The sequence below is a fragment of the Pseudomonas sp. BLCC-B112 genome (assembly GCF_028550695.1).
Classification (GTDB): domain Bacteria; phylum Pseudomonadota; class Gammaproteobacteria; order Pseudomonadales; family Pseudomonadaceae; genus Aquipseudomonas; species Aquipseudomonas danubii.
This window is the reverse complement of record NZ_JAQQGK010000002.1, coordinates 480,991-496,361: the sequence shown is the minus strand read 5'-3', so window position 1 is coordinate 496,361 and position 15,371 is coordinate 480,991. Positions and strand designations below refer to the sequence as shown.

Here is a 15,371-nt window from a genome sequence, read left to right as displayed (position 1 = left end):
GGAATTAGTTAGCTAGCTAATAATTAGCTCGCGCCCACTCGTGGCGATCCCGACTATGGTTATTCAGTCCTTCAAAGAGTCCTTGTTCGTGCCCATTACCTTGCAGGCCTTGCTTGCTCCCAGCCTTCCTGCGGTGCAGTTCGCGATCAAGACGCTGCTGGGTGGCGGCCTGGCGCTGTGGCTGGCGTTGCGTTGGGGCCTGGAGCAGCCGGCTTGGGCCCTGATGACCGCGTTCATCGTCGCTCAGCCGTTGTCCGGAATGGTTCTGCAAAAGGGGCTGGCCCGGCTGCTGGGGACCTTGGTTGGCACCCTTATGTCGGTGCTGTTCATGGGCCTGTTCGCCCAGACGCCCTGGTTGTTCCTGCTGGCCCTGGCCCTGTGGCTGGGGTTGTGCACTGCCAGTTCCACGCTGCTGCGCAGTGCCTGGTCCTATTCCTTCGTGCTGGCGGGCTACACCGTGGCGATCATCGCCTTGCCCGCCATCAGTCACCCGTTGACCGTGTTCGATCAGGCCGTGGCCCGTTGCACGGAAATCTCCCTGGGGATCATCTGCGCCACCGCCAGCAGTGCCCTGATCTGGCCGATGCGGGTAGAGCGGCAATTGGCGGATCAGGCCCGCAGCGCCTGGCACAGTGGCATGCAGGCGGCCCGCGCCACCCTGGCCGGCGATGCCCTGGCGCGCAAGGGCCTGCTGGAAATTCTCGGGCGCATCGTCGCCGTGGACTCCCAGCGCGAACACGCCTGGTTCGAAGGTCCATCGGGGCGCCAGCGGGCCCGGGCCATCAGTGGCCTGAGCCAGAAGCTGCTGATGCTGTTGCGGATCTCCCGTTCGGTGCGGCGCCAGTGGAAACAGCTGGACGCCGACGAAGCCCGGCAACTGCAGCCCTGGATGGATCGGGTTCAGGAAGCCCTGGCGGCGGCCGACAAGGCTGGTCTGCAAGCGCTGCGTCCGCGCCTGCAGGAAGCGTCCCATGAGCTTCAGATCAGTCCGGCGCAGAGCTTTTGCCTGGCGCGTTTTGCGTTGTTGCTGGATACCGCCCTGGCGGCAACCCAGGCCCTGGACGCGGTGCAGGAGGGGCGGGCGCCGGTGGAGCAACCGGCAAACCTGACTCCCCATCGTGATCTGTCGCTGGCCCTGGTATTCGGTGCCCGCAGTGCCTTGGCGTTCCTCACGGTAGCCAGCTTCTGGCTGGCCACTGCCTGGCCTGCTGCCTCCGGGGCCATGCTCCTGACGTGTGTGGTCTGCAGCCTGTTCGCCAGCCGTGAGAACGGCGCGCAGATTGGCATGAGTTTCATGCGCGGAATCTTCCTGGCGATTCCGGCGGCGTTCCTGGTGGGGCAGATCCTCCTGCCTCAATGGAGCGGCTTTGCGATGTTGGCCATGGCCATGGGCGTGCCGCTGTTCTTCGGCGCCCTGGGCATGGCCAAGCCACAGATAGGCGCCACTGCCACTTCGTTCTGCCTGCATTTCATCGTGTTGATTTCGCCGATGAACCGCATGAGTTTCGATGTCGCCAGCTTCTTCAACAACGCCCAGGCCATGGTGCTGGGGGTGGGCGCCGCGGTACTGGCCTTCCATCTGCTGATTCTGCGTAACCCGGCCTGGCATGGCCGGCGCCTGCTGGCGGCGACCCTGAGTGATCTGGTGCGTTTGACCCGGCGCAACCTGCGGGGCGCGGAAAGCTGGTTCGGCGGGCGCATGGCCGATCGCCTGCTGCAGCTGGCCCGGCATTATCCGGAGCTGCCGGAGCAGGCCCGCAGTCGCTGGGACGATGGCCTGTTGGGCCTGGACGTCGGCGATGAACTGATGCACCTGCGCCTGAGCCTGGCGGTGGCCCAGGTGCCGGTGAGTGCGGCGCAGCGCGAGTATTTCGAGCAGTTGCAACGCATCCTTGAACAGGGTCCGGCCGGTCATCGCCAGGAAGCCCTGGTGGCGCCCAGTGCGGCCTTGCTTGACGCTTTGGCCCAGCAGCCACCCAGTGACGCGTTGAAACTGGCCAAGGGGGCGGTGCTGCAATTGCAAAACAGCTGGCGCAGTTGGTGCCGGCAGCAGGAGGACAGTCATGGGGCTGCGTGAGTGGTCGTTGGGCGGGGTGCTGCTCAGCCCGTTTCTGATTTACGTGGTGCTGGCGCTGGTGGTCACCGGCGTGCTGCGAGTGCTGGTGCGAGTCACCGGACTGGGGCGCTGGATCTGGCATGAAGCCCTGTTCGATTGTGCCCTGTACGTCTGTGTATTGACGGTGATCACTGTGGTCCTGGGACCTTTATAAGGAGTTGATTATGCGTACACCCGTACGTGTCGTATTTACCCTGTGCCTGGTGGCGGTGGCGATCTTCGCCGGTTATCACCTGTGGCAGTACTACATGCTGACGCCCTGGACCCGGGACGCGCGAATTCGCGCCGACGTGGTGATCGTGGCCCCGGACGTATCCGGTTGGGTGCGCGAGCTCAAGGTGGCGGACAACCAGCCCGTGAAGGCCGGAGACTTGTTGCTGAGCATCGACCGCGACCGGTTCGAGGCGGCCCTGGAAAAGGCCCAGGCCGTGGTTCAGACCCGTCAGCAGCAATTGAGTCTGCGCGAGCACGAGGCCAGTCGCCGTGCGGCCCTGGGTCCCCAGGCCATCAGTGCCGAGCTGCGCGAGAACGCCCAGATCAATGCCGGCATAGCCCGGGGCGAACTGCGTCAGGCCCAGGCCGAGGCCAAGGTCGCGGAGCTCAACCTGGCCCGCAGTCAGGTGCGCGCGCCCCGTAACGGGCATATCACCAACCTGCGCCTGGCCGAGGGCAACTACGTCAATGCCGGGCAGCCAGTGATGGCGCTGATCGATGATTCGACGTTCTACGTCCAGGCTTATTTCGAGGAAACCAAGCTGCCGCGAATCCAGGTCGGCGACCGGGTTAAGGTCTGGCTGATGAGTGCCGGCGATGCCCTGCCGGGCCATGTGCAAAGTGTCAGCCGGGGGATTACCGACCGCAATGCCACCCCTGACGGGCAATTGCTGGCGGAGGTGGAGCCGACCTTCAACTGGGTTCGTCTGGCCCAGCGGATTCCGGTGCGGATCAAGCTGGACAAGGTGCCTGAAGGCATCAACCTGAGCGCCGGGATGACCGCCAGCGTGCAGGTCGAGGAGGGCAGTGGACGGTAGGAGACGGCTTGCTGGCGCAAGCCATGACGAGCAAAGCCTTCGCCGACAAGCCGGCTCCTGGAGGACTACGTGGGGCGCGGTTTAGCCAATGGTGATGGCCGGCAGGGTCGGCAGGGTCACGGTCTGTTGCTTGCGTGGGGCGAGAATCTCGGCTTCGCCGTCCACCACCAGCTCGTCGCGCTGGTTGAATACGCGAGTGGCGATGCGGACGCGGAATTTCGGCAGTTTTTCGAGGATTTCCAGGCGTACGGTCAGGGTGTCGCCAATCTTCACCGGCTTCTGGAAGCTCATCTGCTGGCCGATGTAGATGGTGCCCGGCCCAGGCAATTCGCAGGCCACGGCGGCGCTGATCAGGGCGCCGCTGAACATGCCGTGGGCAATGCGCTCCTTGAACATGGTGGCGGCGGCGAACTCGGGATCCAGGTGCACCGGGTTGTGATCGCCGGACATGGCGGCGAACAGCTGGATGTCACGCTCCTCGACGGTCTTGCTGTACTGGGCGGTCTGACCGACTTCCAGGGCTTCGTAAGGGGTGTTGGTAACCTGGGTCATGTTGCTGAAATCCTCTGACAGGTAAATGAGCGCACTGGCCGCGCCGTCGCTTACTCCGACCGTGGAGGCCGGCGGTGTTGCAGCGCTTGGTCCAGCCAGGCCAGTACGTCGTGGGTCACTTGATCACGGTTGCTTTCGTTGAACAGCTCATGACGTGCCTGCGGGTAGATATTGAGTTGCAGGCACTGGCTGCCGGCCTCGCGCAATGCGTTGGCCAGATCCTTGAGACGCTTGCCATCGCTCACCGGATCACATTCTCCTCCCATGACCAACAACGGCAGGCCGGGATCGATCTGCGCCAGGTTGGAAATCTTGCTGATTTGCTGCAGGCCACCGAGCAGGTCGATCCACAGCTGGTTGGTGCAGCGATAGCCACACAGCGGGTCGTTCACGTACTTGTCGACTTCGGCCGGGTCGCGGCTGAGCCAGTCGAAGGCGGTGCGATTGGGCTTGAAGGCCTTGTTGAAGGAGCCGAACGACAGCCACTCGATCAGTGCGCTGCGTCCCTGGCCGCCCTGGCGCCAGCGTTCGAACCGCGCGATCAGGCTGGCGGCGCGGTACAGGGCCACTGGCTGGAAGTTCGAGCCGCTGAGAATCGCCCCGTGTAGGCTGGCGCTGTGATGTTGCAGGTAGGCCTGGGCGATGTAGCTGCCCATGCTGTGGCCCAACAGCACGATGGGCGTGCCGGGGTGTTGCTGGCCGATGTGCTGGTTGAGGCTGGCCAGGTCGCCGACGACCTTGTTCCAGCCACCCTGGTCTGCATAGTGGCCGAGTACCCCGTGTTCCGCGCTTTTACCGTGGCCGCGTTGATCCGGGGCATAGATTCCATAACCCTCGGCGCACAGGGCCTCGGCCAGGCGAGCATAACGCCCGCTGTGCTCGGCCATGCCGTGGGACAGCAGGATGAGTGCCTTGAGCGGGCGCTCGGGCAGCCACAGGTTGACGAAGAGGCGTTGGTGATCACTCGTGGTCAACCAGAACGTGTCGTGGGTCATGGCGATTCCTTTGCACGAAGACGCTGCACTTTATAGCGTATCGCCGCGTGTGCGTCTGATGCGCACGCCTGTTGGAAGCAAGATTCATAAAATTAATGACACACTTGCGCATATTTGCCTGATTCACCATAGCTGCTAACGTCCGAGGAGCCCCGCCGCTGACAGCGTTACAGAGGCGGCCCGGACCGTTCAGGTAATGAGAGGACAAGAATAATGCAACCTGATTTCTGGAATGATAAGCGCCCCGCCGGCGTCCCTAACGAGATTGACCTGGGGGCCTTCAAGTCGGTGATCGAGGTGTTTGAGCGTTCCTGCAAGAAATTTGCTGATCGCCCGGCCTTCAGCAATATGGGGGTGACCCTCACCTACGCCGAGCTGGAACGCTACAGCGCGGCCTTTGCCGGTTATCTGCAAAGCCATACCGATCTGGTTCCGGGGGATCGTATTGCGGTGCAGATGCCCAACGTCCTGCAGTACCCGATCGCGGTCTTCGGTGCGCTGCGGGCCGGTCTGGTGGTGGTCAACACCAATCCGCTGTACACCGCCAGGGAGATGCGTCATCAGTTCAAGGATTCAGGAGCCCGGGCCCTGGTCTACCTGAATGTCTTCGGGCAGAAGGTCCAGGAAGTTTTGGGGGATACCGATATCCAGTTCCTGATCGAGGCCAAGATGGGCGACCTGATGCCCACCGCCAAGGGCTGGTTGGTCAACCTGGTGGTGGACAAGGTCAAGAAGATGGTCCCGGCCTATCACCTGCCCCAGGCCATTTCCTTCAAGAGTGCCCTGCGCCTGGGGCGTGGCCAGGGGATCAAGCCGCTGCAGGTGGGGCTCGATGATGTTGCCGTGTTGCAGTACACCGGCGGTACCACCGGCCTGGCCAAGGGCGCGATGCTGACCCACGGCAACCTGGTGGCCAACATGCAGCAAGCCCGGGCCTGCCTCGGTCAGCACGGGCCCGACGGTCATAGCCAGTGGCGTGAAGGGCAGGAAGTGATGATCGCGCCGCTGCCGCTGTACCACATCTATGCCTTCACCGCGAACTGCATGTGCATGATGGTCACGGGCAACCACAACGTGCTGATCAGCAATCCGCGGGATATCGGCGCCTTTATCAAGGAACTGAAGAACTGGCGTTTTTCCGCCTTGCTGGGGCTCAACACGCTGTTCGTGGCCCTGATGGATCACCCGGAATTCAAGAACCTGGATTTTTCCAACCTCAAGCTGACCAACTCCGGTGGCACGGCCCTGGTCAAGGCCACGGCTGAGCGCTGGCAGAAACTCACCGGCTGCCGGATCACCGAAGGTTATGGCCTCACCGAAACCTCGCCGGTGGCCTGCACCAACCCTTATGGCGACCGCTCGCGGTTGGGTACGGTTGGTCTGCCAGTGCCGGGCACCACCTTGAAGGTCATCGATGACCAGGGCACCGAGCTGCCGCTGGGCGAGCGTGGCGAGCTGTGCATCAAGGGACCACAGATCATGAAGGGCTACTGGAACAAGCCGGAAGCCACGGCCGAAGTACTGGATGCCGAGGGTTGGTTCAAGTCCGGCGATATTGCAGTGATCGATCCCGATGGTTTCGTGCGCATCGTTGATCGTAAGAAGGACATGATCATCGTCTCGGGTTTCAACGTTTACCCCAACGAGATCGAAGATGTGGTCATGGCTCACCCCAAGGTCGCCAACTGCGCGGTGATCGGGGTTCCGGACGAGCGTTCCGGCGAGGCGGTGAAGCTGTTTGTGGTGCCTCGTGAAGCGGGGGTCAGCCTTGAAGAGCTCAAGGCCTACTGCAAGGAGAATTTCACGGGGTACAAAGTGCCCAAGCACATCGTGCTGCGTGAGTCTCTGCCGATGACGCCTGTGGGCAAGATCCTGCGTCGCGAGCTGCGCGACATCGCCTGATCCCTGGCTTTTTCCATCGCGGGCAAGCCTGTTGGCTCAACGGGCTTGCCCGCGATGCATTCTGGGGGCGCAAAGCCCCGTGCCAGAGCGGAATTCAAGGTTGTAGAATTTTTACTCTAAAAATGACTATTAGAATGTCTTGAGTCATAAATGTGACTATTGAGGCCTTTTTTGGCTCTAGGCGGCCTTTTCCAAAGCTGCTACTCTCGGCGCGCTTTGTGACTTCTCGGCCTAAGTAAAAGCCAGACTCACCAACAATAGACACCAATAAAAAACACAGACAAATAATAATCGCATCAAATGCGGTGATGAATTCGCGTTGCTGAGGAGTGGGCTTCCATGATCGAAGACTTTTGGAAGGATAAGTACCCAGCTGGGATTGCTGCCGATATCAATCCTGACGAGTATCCGAATATTCAGGCGGTGTTGAAGCAGTCCTGCCAACGTTTTGCTAACAAACCGGCCTTTAGCAACCTCGGCAAGACAATCACTTACGGTGAACTGTACGAACTGTCTGGGGCCTTCGCCGCGTACCTGCAGCAGCATACCGATTTGCAGCCTGGCGATCGAATCGCCCTGCAGTTGCCCAACCTGTTGCAATACCCGATTGCGGTGTTCGGTGCTATTCGCGCCGGCCTGATCGTGGTCAACACCAACCCGCTGTACACCGCGCGGGAGATGGAGCACCAGTTCAACGACTCTGGAGCCAAGGCTCTGGTTTGCCTGGCCAACATGGCCCACCTGGCAGAGACCGTGGTCCCCAAAACCTCGGTCAAGCACGTGATCATCACCGAAGTGGCGGACCTTTTGCCCACCTTCAAGCGTGTGCTGATCAACAGTGTGGTCAAGTACGTGAAGAAGATGGTGCCGGCTTATCACTTGCCCCAGGCCGTCAAGTTCAATGAGGTGTTGAGCAAGGGCCACGGCCAGCCAGTACAGGAAGCCAACCCTGCCAGCGGCGACGTGGCGGTACTGCAATACACCGGCGGTACCACCGGCGTGGCCAAGGGGGCGATGCTGACCCATCGCAATCTGGTGGCCAACATGCTGCAGTGCAAGGCGCTGATGGGCTCCAACCTCAATGAAGGTTGCGAGATCCTCATCACTCCGCTGCCGCTGTACCACATCTATGCGTTCACCTTCCATTGCATGGCCATCATGCTCATGGGCAACCACAACATCCTGATCAGTAACCCGCGGGATCTGCCGGCGATGGTCAAGGAACTGTCGAAGTGGAAGTTCAGCGGTTTTGTCGGTCTCAACACCCTGTTCGTTGCCCTGTGCAACAACGAAGCGTTCCGCAAACTGGATTTTTCCGCGCTCAAAGTCACGCTGTCCGGGGGCATGGCCCTGCAACTGGCGGCCGCCGAGCGTTGGAAGTCGGTCACCAATTGCTCGATCTGTGAAGGCTACGGTATGACCGAGACCAGTCCGGTGGCCACGGTCAACCCGATCCAGAACATCCAGATCGGCACCATCGGCATTCCAGTGCCTTCGACCTTGTGTCGGGTGATCAACGACGCGGGCGACGAACTGCCCCTCGGGGAAGTGGGTGAACTGTGCGTGAAGGGCCCGCAGGTGATGAAGGGCTACTGGCAGCGTCAGGACGCTACTGACGAAGTCCTCAGCGACGGCTGGTTGAAGACCGGTGACATCGCCGTGATTCAGCCGGACGGATATATCCGCATCGTCGACCGCAAGAAGGACATGATCCTGGTCTCGGGTTTCAACGTGTACCCCAACGAACTGGAAGACGTCCTGGCTTCCCTGCCGGGGGTCCTGCAGTGCGCAGCGATCGGCGTACCGGACGAGAAGTCTGGCGAGATCATCAAGATCTTCATCGTCGCCAAGCCAGGCGTGACCCTGACCAAGGAGCAGGTGATGGAACACATGCGCGCCAATGTCACCGGCTACAAGGTGCCCAAGGCCGTGGAGTTCCGCGATGCGCTGCCGACCACCAACGTCGGCAAGATCCTGCGCCGTGAACTGCGTGACGAAGAGTTGAAGAAGCTCGGCGTGAAGAAGTAAGCCGCAGCGTCCACAAAAAAGCCCCGCCAGTGCGGGGCTTTTTCATGGGTTCGTAACTTGTGCCGGCTTACTGCTGGAACTGGGCAAAGCTCACGCCGGTGCCGGCCGGGCGCACGTCCTTGAGGAAGGAGTCCTTGTCGGCACTCAACTCCAGGCTCAGGGCGGCCTTGCGCTTGCCTTCATTGCGGATCACCAGGCCTTCCATCTTTTCCCGCAGGAACACGGTCGGCACTTTCAGGTGCAGCAACTGGTTGGTGTCCGGGGTGTGCAGCAGCAGGTGCACCCATTCGTACTGACCAATGGCCAGACGGGTCACCAGGATATCGAACCACCAGATATTGCGATTGCGGTTCAGTTCCGCGAAATGGCAGTTGTTGACGCCCAGCACCGCACCGCCCAGTTCCTGGTTTCTACGGGCAATGGCCTGCTTTTTATCGAGTTTCATAACATTCCTACGGGGATTGGATCTTCAGTGCTTGGCCTGAACAGGTCGAGCATTCTCCCGGGTTGCCCGACAAACATAAAGGGCAACCTCGGGCCTGCGATGAAATGCCTGACGAAAAATAATTGAAACTCTGCGTAACGGCCACGAGTCAACCTTGGGTAACGACGCAAATCCTCTTTGTTTGATCAATGAATGTTCTACGGAGAAATACCATGGGCAGCACAGCAGATAAGGCAAAAGGTCTGGCCAACGAAGCCATCGGCAACGTCAAGCAGGGTGTCGGCAAGGCCACCGACAACCCCAAACTGCAGGCAGAGGGCAAGTTGCAGGAGAAGAAAGGCGAAGCCCAGCAAGCCCTTGGCAAGACCAAGGATGCAGTGAAAAAGACCATCGACAAGGCCTGAGTACGAGGCCTTCGATGATGCACCGCAGCGGCCATCCTCGGATGGCCGTTTTCATGTGTGCGTTACCGTCGAGGACCCGTAATCAGCCCGTGCGAATGGTTGCGGTTCGCCAACTAGGCTAATTTGTTGTAGAAAACGCCCCCTGAGTCGCCATCGACTTCAACCTTTTTGCGGCGAAAGGAGACGCTATGATTTTTCCGGACCTCAAAGGTTTGCCCCTGCACCGTGTGCTGATCCGCACGGTCAATGAATTCATCGCGGACGAGATGTCCACCTATGCCTCGGCGCTGGCCTACCAGATGCTGTTCTCGCTGTTCCCCTTCATCCTGTTTCTCATTGCCCTGATCGGTTTCCTGCATCTGCCGGACTTCTTTACCTGGCTGCGCCTGCAATCGGAATTGGTGCTGCCGCCCCAGGCCCTGGAGCAGGTGAATCCGGTGATCGATCAACTGCAACAGTCCAAGGGCGGATTGCTCTCCGTGGGTATCGTCATCGCCCTGTGGACCGCCTCGGCAGGCGTGCGCCTGATGATGAGCGCAATGAACGCAGCCTACGATGTGGTCGAGGGCCGGCCGATCTGGAAGCGCTTTCCGCTGTCGGTGTTCTATACCGTGGGCATTGCCGGCATGCTCCTGGCCGCGGCAGCCCTGATGGTACTGGGGCCCCAGGTGATGACCTGGCTGGCTGGGCAGGTGGGCCTGGAAGAGTTCATCGTCACCCTGTGGACCATCCTGCGCTGGCCGGTGATCGTGCTGCTGATGATGGTGGCCGTGGCCTTGATGTACTACGTGATGCCCGATGTGAAGCAGAAGTTTCGCTTCATCACGCCGGGCTCGGTGCTGGCGGTGGTGGTCTGGATTGTCGCGTCCCTGGGCTTTGCCTACTACGTGAAAACCTTCGCTAACTACAACGCCATGTATGGCAGTATCGGCGCGATCATCGTGTTGCTGCTGTACTTCTACATCTCTGCTGCAGTGCTGTTGCTGGGGGCGGAGATGAACGCGGTGATCGAACACATGTCGGCCGAAGGCAAGGAACCTGGCGAAAAGGACTTTGACGGGCCCGGCGATAAACAACACGTATCGGGACTGGGCCGGGATCACTCGCGCCATCCGACCACTGACGAAGCCTGAACATGATCCGTGAAATCCTCAAAATGGGCGATGAACGCCTGCTGCGTATTGCGCCCCCGGTGGCGCCCGAGATGTTCGACAGCCCCGAGCTGTGGCAACTGATCGACGATATGTTCCAAACCATGGAAAGTGTCGGTGGCGTTGGCCTGGCAGCACCGCAGATCGGTGTCGATCTGCAACTGGTGATCTTCGGCTTTGAGCACAGCGAACGTTATCCGGAGGCGGAGGCAGTGCCTCAGACCATCCTCATCAATCCCTTGATCACGCCCTTGAGTCCGCAACTGGAAGAGGGCTGGGAAGGTTGTCTCTCGGTGCCGGGGCTGCGGGGCGCGGTGCAGCGCTACCAGCACATTCGCTATGAAGGTTTCAGCCCCAAGGGCGAGCCTATCGTGCGTGTGGCCTCGGGCTTTCATGCCCGGGTGGTGCAGCATGAGTGCGATCACTTGATCGGGCGGCTGTACCCGTCGCGGATCAGTGATTTCAGCAAGTTCGGTTTCACCGAGGTGCTGTTTCCCGACCTCGATCCCAACGCTGACGCGTAACGCCCAAGCCTAGGGACCCAGGCAAACGCTGTCGGTCCCCATGGCCAGCAGCGGCTTGCTGCGTTGATAGCGAGCCAGCCTTTCGGCCAGGGGCTGGGGTAATCGGGTCGCGGTGGAAAAACTCATGCGCTGATACAAAGTTTCCAGGTCCGGGTGACAGAACAGCCAGACTGGCCCTTCGACCTGCATCAGCGCCCGCTCCACCAACTGTCCGGCCAGCCCCTGGCCGCGGTGGTCGGGGGCAACGAACAAACCCGTCAGCCAATGTCCCTGGGCCACCGGGGTCAGGCTCATTCCGGCGACGATCCCCTCGTTCCTGGCCACCCAGAGCTGGCCTGCGGACGAGGCCCGCATGGGCGATTGGTGCTGGCGATAGAACTTGTTCAGCAAGGGACGCGCGGCCTCGGCAAGGAGGCAGATCTGGAGGCTGGACATGACTTTCCGGGATTGCAACAGGGAGCGGCGGATTATAAAGGAACCCCCGGTCGCTATAGGTGCTATACCTGAGTCCTATCCCGCAGCAGTGGAGTAAAGATCATGTCCAAAGGTATGAACGCCAAGAAAAATGCCAAGAAGAAACCGGCAAAGAGCGCTGACGAGAAGCGCGCCGAGAAAAAGGCCAAGAAAACCGAAGTGAACATCTTCGGCCATTGATCAATTTGACGAAGCCCGCAACGCGGGCTTCGTTTTATCCCTGCTAAAAAGGCAGGCGCGGGTTCTGCCTGTTCAGCGCGATTTCTCCATTTGCTGTTTCGAACCTACGCCAGCTCCACCGCCAATGCCTCCCGCACCGCCGGCCGCTGCTCGACCCGGGCCTGGAACTTCGCCAGTGCCGGCCAGGCTCCCAGATCAATGGCAAACAGCGCAGTCCAGCGCAGCACGGTGAACAGATAGGCATCGGCGATGCCGAACTGTCCGCCTTGCAGATAATCCTGGCGCTCCAGGGTCTGCTCCAACAGGGCAAAGCGTTTGAACAGCTTCTGCCGGAACACCTCCTTCACACTGTCATCGAGCCCTGGGTTGAACAGCCAACCCATGATCCCGTGAACTTCGCTGGTGATGAAGTTCAGGGTTTCCTGCAGCCTTACCCGTTGCCAGCTGCCATTGGCCGCCGCCAATCCGGCCTCGGGCTTGAGGTCTGCCAGGTATTGCAGGATCGCCGGGCCTTCGGTGAGCACTTCGCCGTTGTCCAGCTGCAGGGCGGCCACGTAGCCCTTGGGGTTGAGGGTGAGGAAATCCTGGCCGTCGGCGGTGCGCTTGCTGCGATTGTCGACGCGGATGGCGTCGAACGGCAGTTGCAGTTCCCGCAGCACGATATGGGAGGCCAGGGAGCAGGCTTGAGGGGCGTAGTAGAGTTTCATCGGCAGGTCTCTGGTTGATGTTCGAGCCAGTGTCGGGGCAGCACTGGCATGGGTAAAATTAATCTTTCAGAAAATGGCCATAAGGAAAGCTACTGCCATGATGAACCTGATGCATTGGCGCTTGCTGGTGGCAATCGCCGAGTGCGGCACCATCACCCGGGCCGCCGAACAGGTGGGCATGACCCAGTCCGGGGCCAGTCAGGCCTTGGCCCAGATGGAAGACATGCTGGGCGTGCAACTGTTCATTCGGGAAAGCCGCCAGGCTTTGCCCACGGCAATCGGTCTACAGGTGCTGGAGCAGGCCCGGGTGATGCTCGGAGCCCTGGCCCAGGTTCGCCGACAAGTGGACACGGCCCGGGGCATCCTCCAGGGCAGTTTGCGCCTGGCGGGCTTTCCCATGGTCCTGGCGAGCTTCCTGCCACCGGTGCTGCGACGTTTCAAGCAACTGTACCCGGGGATCGAGGTGGTGCAGTTGGAGGTCAGCGACGATGAGGTCGAAGCCCTGCTGGAGGCGCAACTGGTGGATCTGGGAGTGGTACTGAATCCGCCTCCCGAGCGTCGTTCGTGGTTGCTGGGTGTCGATTCGTGGGTGGCCGTGCTGCCCCAGGATCACCCCTGGCAGGCCCCGACCATCGAACTTGAAGCCTTGCTGGCGCAGCCTTTTATCCTGGCCACTGGCGGCTGCTCGGTGAATGCCCGCAGCCTGGCGCTTGAAGCTGGAGTGTCGTTGGCGGATGTGCGGATCGAAGTGCGCGAGTGGAAGAGCGCATTCAGCCTGGTGCGTGAACGTTTGGGGGTGACCCTGGTGCCCGAGAGCACCTTGCCTGAACAGCGCCAGGGATTGCGGGTGCTGCCTTTGAGTTGCGCGATCGAGCGCCAGTTCGCCCTGGTGGCGGCGCCGGGGCAGGAGTCGAACGGACTGGTTCAGGCCTTTGTGCAGATGCTCGCTCGGGCCTAGTCGGCGGGCGGTTCCTGGCGAGTCATGTTTATGCCTTGATTGAGACTTTTCGCAAAGGCTTGAGAGGCATTTACAAGTTGTGAAAACAGAATGACTGGTGACCTTGCATAGAGTCGGCGTCTGTCTATGCTTAATTGTGAAAAAGCGTATCGGTCGCTTTTTCAACCACTGTCTCGTGATGTTTCAGCCTTATAACGGCTGTTTGTGGAATGTTCATCCGGGCACGAAATTGACTTCATGAATAAAGACGAGAGTGCGCATTTAGAGGCACCGCAGGATCAGGAGTAATTAATTAGATGGAATTTCTTTTCTTTGTTAGGTCCGACCCGACAGCGGGTCATCAAGAAAAGGATGGCTTGATAAGAGCGTTGCAACATGGACTCTCCGATTAAACATCATTTGTCACCTGACACTTCCTTTCTCATATGGAGAGAGGCGCTTGCCCTGTTAATGGAACGTTGTGGTGGATCAGTTGAAAGACTAGAAACTTCCGTCAATCAAAAGACAGCGTTGAAGGTGATACAACCATGTTTAACCTACATCACAAGGCAGATCTTCTAGAGATCGAGCGCTTTAATTGTGCGTTGACCGAGGCCAATGCCAAGTTGGCGGCGATCAGCCATTCCATGGCGATGATCGAGTTCTCTCCCGATGGCATCGTGCTCGACGCCAACGAAAACTTTTGCAAGGCCATGGGCTATTCCGCGGAGGAGATACGAGGCAAGCATCACCGGATCTTCTGCGAGGAAGCGTTCTACCGCAGTGAGGAGTACGCCAAGTTGTGGCGTGATCTGGGCCGCGGTGAACCTGTCAGCGGCACCTTCCTGCGGCTGAACAAGCGCGGCCAGGAGATCTGGCTCGAAGCCAGCTACATGCCGGTGTTCGATGCCGAGCGTCAGGTCAAGAGTGTGATCAAGGTGGCTTCGGACATCTCCGAGCGCATCCATCTGGAACATGAAAACCAGAGTCTGTTGAACGCCATTGGCCGCTCCATGGCAATCATCGAATTCACCCCGGATGGCAAGATAGTTGCCGCTAACGACAACTTCCTCAAGACCATGCAGTACTCCCTGAATGAAATACTCGGTCAGCACCACAGCATGTTCTGTCATCGCTCTGAAGCCGAGTCTGCCGAGTACAAGCAGTTCTGGGCCTCGTTGAACCGTGGTGAATACCATTCCCACCGTTTCGAGCGGGAAAACAAGTACGGCCAGACCGTGTTCCTCGAGGCTTCCTACAACCCGCTGTTCGACACCAAGGGGCGCTTGTACAAGGTGGTCAAGTTCGCCAGCGATATCACCCAGCAAGTGACCACCCTGCAATCTGCCGCCGAATCGGCCCACAGCACCTCGGTGCAGAATGATGCCTGCGCCCAGAAGGGCTCGGAGGTGGTGCAACAGACGGTGGGGATCATTCAGCAGATTTCCCACGACCTGAACGAAGCCGCCCGCAGCATTGATGCGGTCAGCAAACAATCGGAGATCATCGGCAGCATAGTCCAGACCATTCGCGGGATTGCCGACCAGACCAACCTGTTGGCGCTTAATGCGGCCATCGAGGCGGCCCGGGCCGGTGAGCATGGACGGGGGTTCGCGGTGGTGGCGGACGAGGTACGCAGCCTGGCGGCACGCACCAGCCAGGCGACGGTGGAGATCGTCGAGGTGGTGCGCAAGAACCACGACCTGTCCATGAGCGCGGTCACCAGCATGCAGTCGAGCCTGAGTCGTACTGGACTGGGGGTCGAGCTGGCCAATGAGGCGGGGGAGGTGATCCTGGAGATTCAGCAGGGCTCAAGGCATGTGGTGGATGCCATCAGCCAGTTCAATTCGACCTTGCAGCTGTAGCCGCGCTTTTCCTTCGGATACAAAAAAGGGTTCCCATGCAGGGAACCCTTTTTGTTGGCG

15 protein-coding genes and 1 pseudogene are annotated in these 15,371 nt (G+C 60.1%); 11 read left to right on the top strand and 5 right to left on the bottom strand.

The features are described 5' to 3' along the window. Positions 1-88 precede the first annotated feature (88 nt). From PQT43_RS07915 to PQT43_RS07905, 3 genes are read left to right on the top strand one after another with little or no spacing between them, the layout of a single operon-like run. Positions 89-2,077: an FUSC family protein gene (locus PQT43_RS07915; RefSeq protein ID WP_272753673.1), complete on the top strand. Its 1,989-nt coding sequence runs from the start codon at positions 89-91 to the stop codon at positions 2,075-2,077. Continuing rightward, positions 2,064-2,270 (top strand): DUF1656 domain-containing protein, encoded by a 207-nt coding sequence (locus tag PQT43_RS07910; protein ID WP_102860611.1) that lies wholly within the window; start codon positions 2,064-2,066, stop codon positions 2,268-2,270. The genes PQT43_RS07915 and PQT43_RS07910 overlap by 14 nt, the downstream gene beginning before the upstream one ends. 10 nt (positions 2,271-2,280) lie before the next feature. After that, a complete protein-coding gene (locus PQT43_RS07905) occupies positions 2,281-3,147 on the top strand; it encodes an efflux RND transporter periplasmic adaptor subunit (protein ID WP_102880649.1) in 867 nt (288 codons plus the stop codon). An 81-nt stretch (positions 3,148-3,228) separates the two neighbouring features. On the opposite strand, the gene PQT43_RS07900 is transcribed toward PQT43_RS07905, so the two are convergent. Further along, entirely contained in the window at positions 3,229-3,699 is a 471-nt protein-coding gene (locus PQT43_RS07900; protein ID WP_011062855.1) for a MaoC family dehydratase, read from the bottom strand. A 50-nt stretch (positions 3,700-3,749) separates the two neighbouring features. Next, positions 3,750-4,694, bottom strand: a complete 945-nt coding sequence (locus PQT43_RS07895; protein WP_110594823.1) for an alpha/beta hydrolase — start codon at positions 4,692-4,694, stop codon at positions 3,750-3,752. A 213-nt stretch (positions 4,695-4,907) separates the two neighbouring features. Here PQT43_RS07895 and fadD2 point away from each other — a divergent pair, with 213 nt between their 5' ends. Continuing rightward, entirely contained in the window at positions 4,908-6,596 is a 1,689-nt protein-coding gene (gene fadD2, locus PQT43_RS07890; RefSeq protein WP_265073621.1) for a long-chain-fatty-acid--CoA ligase FadD2, read from the top strand. 339 nt (positions 6,597-6,935) lie between these two features. Further along, entirely contained in the window at positions 6,936-8,624 is a 1,689-nt protein-coding gene (gene fadD1 / locus PQT43_RS07885) for a long-chain-fatty-acid--CoA ligase FadD1 (RefSeq protein WP_253084650.1), read from the top strand. A gap of 67 nt (positions 8,625-8,691) precedes the next feature. On the opposite strand, the gene PQT43_RS07880 is transcribed toward fadD1, so the two are convergent. Further along, positions 8,692-9,069, bottom strand: coding sequence for a hypothetical protein (locus PQT43_RS07880; RefSeq protein WP_115580736.1), 378 nt, complete (start codon positions 9,067-9,069; stop codon positions 8,692-8,694). A gap of 212 nt (positions 9,070-9,281) precedes the next feature. Here PQT43_RS07880 and PQT43_RS07875 point away from each other — a divergent pair, with 212 nt between their 5' ends. From PQT43_RS07875 to def, 3 genes are all read left to right on the top strand, one after another. Next, positions 9,282-9,473 carry a CsbD family protein gene (locus tag PQT43_RS07875; protein ID WP_110594819.1) on the top strand — a complete coding sequence of 64 codons (192 nt, stop codon included), beginning with the start codon at positions 9,282-9,284 and terminating at the stop codon, positions 9,471-9,473. Between the two features lie 188 nt (positions 9,474-9,661). After that, positions 9,662-10,606 (top strand): YihY/virulence factor BrkB family protein, encoded by a 945-nt coding sequence (locus PQT43_RS07870; RefSeq protein WP_102860618.1) that lies wholly within the window; start codon positions 9,662-9,664, stop codon positions 10,604-10,606. Between the two features lie 2 nt (positions 10,607-10,608). Next, positions 10,609-11,148, top strand: a complete 540-nt coding sequence (def, locus tag PQT43_RS07865; protein WP_102860619.1) for a peptide deformylase — start codon at positions 10,609-10,611, stop codon at positions 11,146-11,148. A 9-nt stretch (positions 11,149-11,157) separates the two neighbouring features. Here the strand turns inward: def and PQT43_RS07860 are convergent, their stop codons facing one another. After that, positions 11,158-11,583 (bottom strand): GNAT family N-acetyltransferase, encoded by a 426-nt coding sequence (locus PQT43_RS07860; protein ID WP_267268776.1) that lies wholly within the window; start codon positions 11,581-11,583, stop codon positions 11,158-11,160. 323 nt (positions 11,584-11,906) lie between these two features. Continuing rightward, positions 11,907-12,509, bottom strand: coding sequence for a glutathione transferase GstA (gstA, locus tag PQT43_RS07855; RefSeq protein WP_102880644.1), 603 nt, complete (start codon positions 12,507-12,509; stop codon positions 11,907-11,909). Positions 12,510-12,606: 97 nt separating this feature from the next. Between gstA and PQT43_RS07850 the strand changes: the two genes are divergently transcribed. The 3 genes and pseudogenes from PQT43_RS07850 to PQT43_RS31365 all read left to right on the top strand — a co-directional run bounded on the left by PQT43_RS07850 (position 12,607) and on the right by PQT43_RS31365 (position 15,311). Continuing rightward, positions 12,607-13,467 (top strand): LysR family transcriptional regulator, encoded by an 861-nt coding sequence (locus tag PQT43_RS07850; protein ID WP_110594814.1) that lies wholly within the window; start codon positions 12,607-12,609, stop codon positions 13,465-13,467. Positions 13,468-13,994: 527 nt separating this feature from the next. Continuing rightward, positions 13,995-14,771: pseudogene (locus PQT43_RS31370) on the top strand (PAS domain-containing protein); the annotation flags it as partial. 3 nt (positions 14,772-14,774) lie between these two features. Next, on the top strand, positions 14,775-15,311 hold the full coding sequence (locus tag PQT43_RS31365) for a methyl-accepting chemotaxis protein (RefSeq protein ID WP_258010334.1): 537 nt from the start codon (positions 14,775-14,777) through the stop codon (positions 15,309-15,311). Positions 15,312-15,371 lie beyond the last annotated feature (60 nt).

What these genes read in the sequence shown, in the direction of transcription:
- PQT43_RS07910 (WP_102860611.1), top strand. Translation starts at nt 2,064, where the DNA reads ATGGGGCTGCGTGAGTGGTCGTTGGGCGGGGTGCTGCTCAGCCCGTTT.
- PQT43_RS07905 (WP_102880649.1), top strand. Translation starts at nt 2,281, where the DNA reads ATGCGTACACCCGTACGTGTCGTATTTACCCTGTGCCTGGTGGCGGTG.
- PQT43_RS07900 (WP_011062855.1), bottom strand. Translation starts at nt 3,699, where the DNA reads ATGACCCAGGTTACCAACACCCCTTACGAAGCCCTGGAAGTCGGTCAG.
- PQT43_RS07895 (WP_110594823.1), bottom strand. Translation starts at nt 4,694, where the DNA reads ATGACCCACGACACGTTCTGGTTGACCACGAGTGATCACCAACGCCTC.
- fadD2 (WP_265073621.1), top strand. Translation starts at nt 4,908, where the DNA reads ATGCAACCTGATTTCTGGAATGATAAGCGCCCCGCCGGCGTCCCTAAC.
- fadD1 (WP_253084650.1), top strand. Translation starts at nt 6,936, where the DNA reads ATGATCGAAGACTTTTGGAAGGATAAGTACCCAGCTGGGATTGCTGCC.
- PQT43_RS07880 (WP_115580736.1), bottom strand. Translation starts at nt 9,069, where the DNA reads ATGAAACTCGATAAAAAGCAGGCCATTGCCCGTAGAAACCAGGAACTG.
- PQT43_RS07875 (WP_110594819.1), top strand. Translation starts at nt 9,282, where the DNA reads ATGGGCAGCACAGCAGATAAGGCAAAAGGTCTGGCCAACGAAGCCATC.
- PQT43_RS07870 (WP_102860618.1), top strand. Translation starts at nt 9,662, where the DNA reads ATGATTTTTCCGGACCTCAAAGGTTTGCCCCTGCACCGTGTGCTGATC.
- def (WP_102860619.1), top strand. Translation starts at nt 10,609, where the DNA reads ATGATCCGTGAAATCCTCAAAATGGGCGATGAACGCCTGCTGCGTATT.
- PQT43_RS07860 (WP_267268776.1), bottom strand. Translation starts at nt 11,583, where the DNA reads ATGTCCAGCCTCCAGATCTGCCTCCTTGCCGAGGCCGCGCGTCCCTTG.
- gstA (WP_102880644.1), bottom strand. Translation starts at nt 12,509, where the DNA reads ATGAAACTCTACTACGCCCCTCAAGCCTGCTCCCTGGCCTCCCATATC.
- PQT43_RS07850 (WP_110594814.1), top strand. Translation starts at nt 12,607, where the DNA reads ATGATGAACCTGATGCATTGGCGCTTGCTGGTGGCAATCGCCGAGTGC.